Here is a 2759-nt window from a genome sequence, read left to right on the forward strand (position 1 = left end):
GACAAAGAAGTCGATGCCATTAAAAAAACGATGTTATAACGATGTTATAAGGAGGAGGAACTATGCAAACTGCCGTTGGTACTACCAATGCCACTGCGATTATCTTTTTTATTGTCTTTATTGCCTTTACCCTGCTCATTACCTATTGGGCAGCCAAACGAACCAAGACCACTAAAGAATATTACGCTGCCGGGCGGAGTATAACCGGGTTCCAGAACGGGGTGGCCCTGGCCGGCGACTATATGTCCGCCGCCTCCTTTCTGGGGATCGCCGGCATGACCTCTTTGAAAGGCTATGACGGTATGATTTATGCCTGCGGCTGGCTGGTGGGCTGGCCGGCCCTGATGTTCCTGATGGCCGAACCTCTTCGGAATTTAGGAAAATTCACCTTTGCCGATGTGGTTGCTTACCGCTTAAAACAAAAGCCCATCCGTGTGGCCGCGGCCATTGGCGGCATTTTGGTTTTGTTGACTTATGCCACGGCTCAGATGGTCGGGGCTGGAAACCTGATTAAGCTCATGTTCGGTCTGCCTTATGAACTGGCTGAGGTGATCGTCGGGGCGGTTATGCTCATGTACGTTCTCTTCGGCGGTATGCTGGCAACCACATGGGTCCAGATCATCAAGGCCTGTTTACTGTTGGGCGGGGTTACGGCCCTAATGCTGATCGCCATGTCTCATTTCAACTTTAATCCGGGGGTCCTTTATGGAGAAGTTCAAAAGATGTACAGCATCAAGATGCTCAATCCCGGCGGTCTGGTCAGTAATCCCATAGACGCCATTTCTCTGGGCCTGGCCCTGATGTTGGGCCTTTTGGGCCTGCCCCATATTTTGATGCGTTTTTATACCGTTCCCGATGCCAAAGCGGCCCGGAAATCGGTCATGTGGGCCACCACCTTTATCGGCTATTTCTATTGCATCATCCCCATCGTGGGTTTTTCTGCCGCCGTCCTGGTGGGTAAGGACCTCATTACTAAAATTGATAAAGGTGGAAATATGGCTGCCCCGCTCCTGGCCGAATTACTCGGCGGGAACCCCTTTATGGGCTTTATCTCCGCCGTGGCCTTTGCCACTATCCTGGCCGTGGTCTCCGGCCTGACCCTGGCCGCCGCTTCGGCTATGGCCCATGACCTCTATCTCAATGTGTTCAAAAGCGGGCAAGCCACCGAGGGTGAACAGGTCAAGGTGGCCCGTATTTCAACCATTATCTTCGGCATTGGCGCCATTTTAATAGGGATCGCCTTTAAAGGTCAAAATGTGGCCTACATGGTGGGTCTTTGCCATTGCCTGCAGTGGTCCCTTTCCGGCCATTTTCCTTTCCATCGTCTGGAAAAAATTCACTACCGCCGGGGCGGTCTGGGCCATAATTATCGGTTCGGTTACGGCCTGTGTTTTGATTTTCCTCAGTCCCACGGTTTGGGTGGATGTCTTAAAAAACAAGGAAGCCATCTTTCCTTTGAGAAACCCGGCCATTATTTCCATGACTCTGGCCTTTGTCGTAGCTATTATCATTTCTTTGGTGTTGCCGGATAAGGAAGCGGAAGCCAAGTTTGAAGGGACCCTGGTAAGAACCTACCTGGGAGTTGGTGCAGAATAAATTTGACGCACAGGCCAGAAGTCCCTTATAACTCCATGATAACTTCAGGGCGGGCCGAGCGTAGCTTACGAATTTCTTCGTCGCTACGCCCTCGCCATGACCGGCTTAAATTGTTTTTTGAACCTTCATCTCATTTTTAAAGGAGGAATCACGTTATGACCCAGGAAAGTATTCGAGTATTGAGCTCCGAAGAACGAACTTTCCCTCCACCAAAAGAATTCAGTTCCCAGGCCCATATAAAAAGTATGGCCGAATATGAAAAGATTTATAAATGGTCTGTGGAAAACCCGGAAGATTTCTGGGCCAAGATGGCCGAAGAGCATATCAGCTGGTACAAGAAATGGGACAAGGTCTGGGACTGGGACTTTGAAAAACCCTATATCAAATTTTTTGTAAACGGCAAGCTTAACGCCTCTTATAACTGTCTGGATCGCCAGATCACTTCGGCGACACGCAACAAGGCGGCCATTATTTGGGAAGGTGATGACGGAAGTTATAAAACCTACACTTACCAACAGCTATACATAGAGGTCAATCGGTTCGCCAATGCGCTTAGTAAACACGGGGTCAAAAAAGGGGACCGGGTGACCATCTACCTGCCCATGATCCCGGAACTGCCCATCGCCATGCTGGCCTGTGCCCGGATCGGGGCCATCCATAGTGTAGTTTTCGGTGGCTTCAGCCCCACCTCCCTCAGGGACCGGATTCAGGATTGCCAGTCTTCAATGGTAATCACCGCCGACAACGGCCTGCGGGGCAGTAAACTGGTGCCGCTCAAGACCAATGCCGATCAAGCCCTTAAGGAATGTCCTACGGTAGAGAAAATGATTGTCGTCAACCGGGCCGGGAAGACAGAAATGCAAGCCGGCCGGGATATCTGGTGGCATGATGCGATAAACGCCCCGGATATCACCAACTACTGCCAACCGGAAGTGATGGATGCCGAAGACCCTCTTTTTATTCTCTATACTTCGGGATCGACCGGCAAGCCCAAAGGGGTGCTCCATACTACCGGCGGGTATATGCTTTACACTAATTTGACTTTTAAATGGATTTTTGATTATCACCAAGAGCAGACCCACTTTTGTACGGCTGATATCGGCTGGGTAACCGGACACAGTTACATCGTCTATGGCCCTCTCTCCGCCGGAGCCACCAGCCTG

At 50.7% G+C, this 2759-nt stretch carries 1 protein-coding gene and 1 pseudogene; both read left to right on the plus strand.

The window, feature by feature from the left end; translation table 11 throughout:
- The first annotated feature begins 62 nt into the window (after window positions 1-62).
- Window positions 63-1596: pseudogene (locus ACYC56_RS14555) on the plus strand (sodium:solute symporter family transporter).
- Window positions 1597-1751: 155 nt separating this feature from the next.
- On the plus strand, window positions 1752-2759 hold a 1008-nt coding region (locus tag ACYC56_RS14560), incomplete at its 3' end, for an AMP-binding protein (RefSeq protein WP_461374892.1).

This window comes from Candidatus Aquicultor sp. (assembly GCF_054640775.1).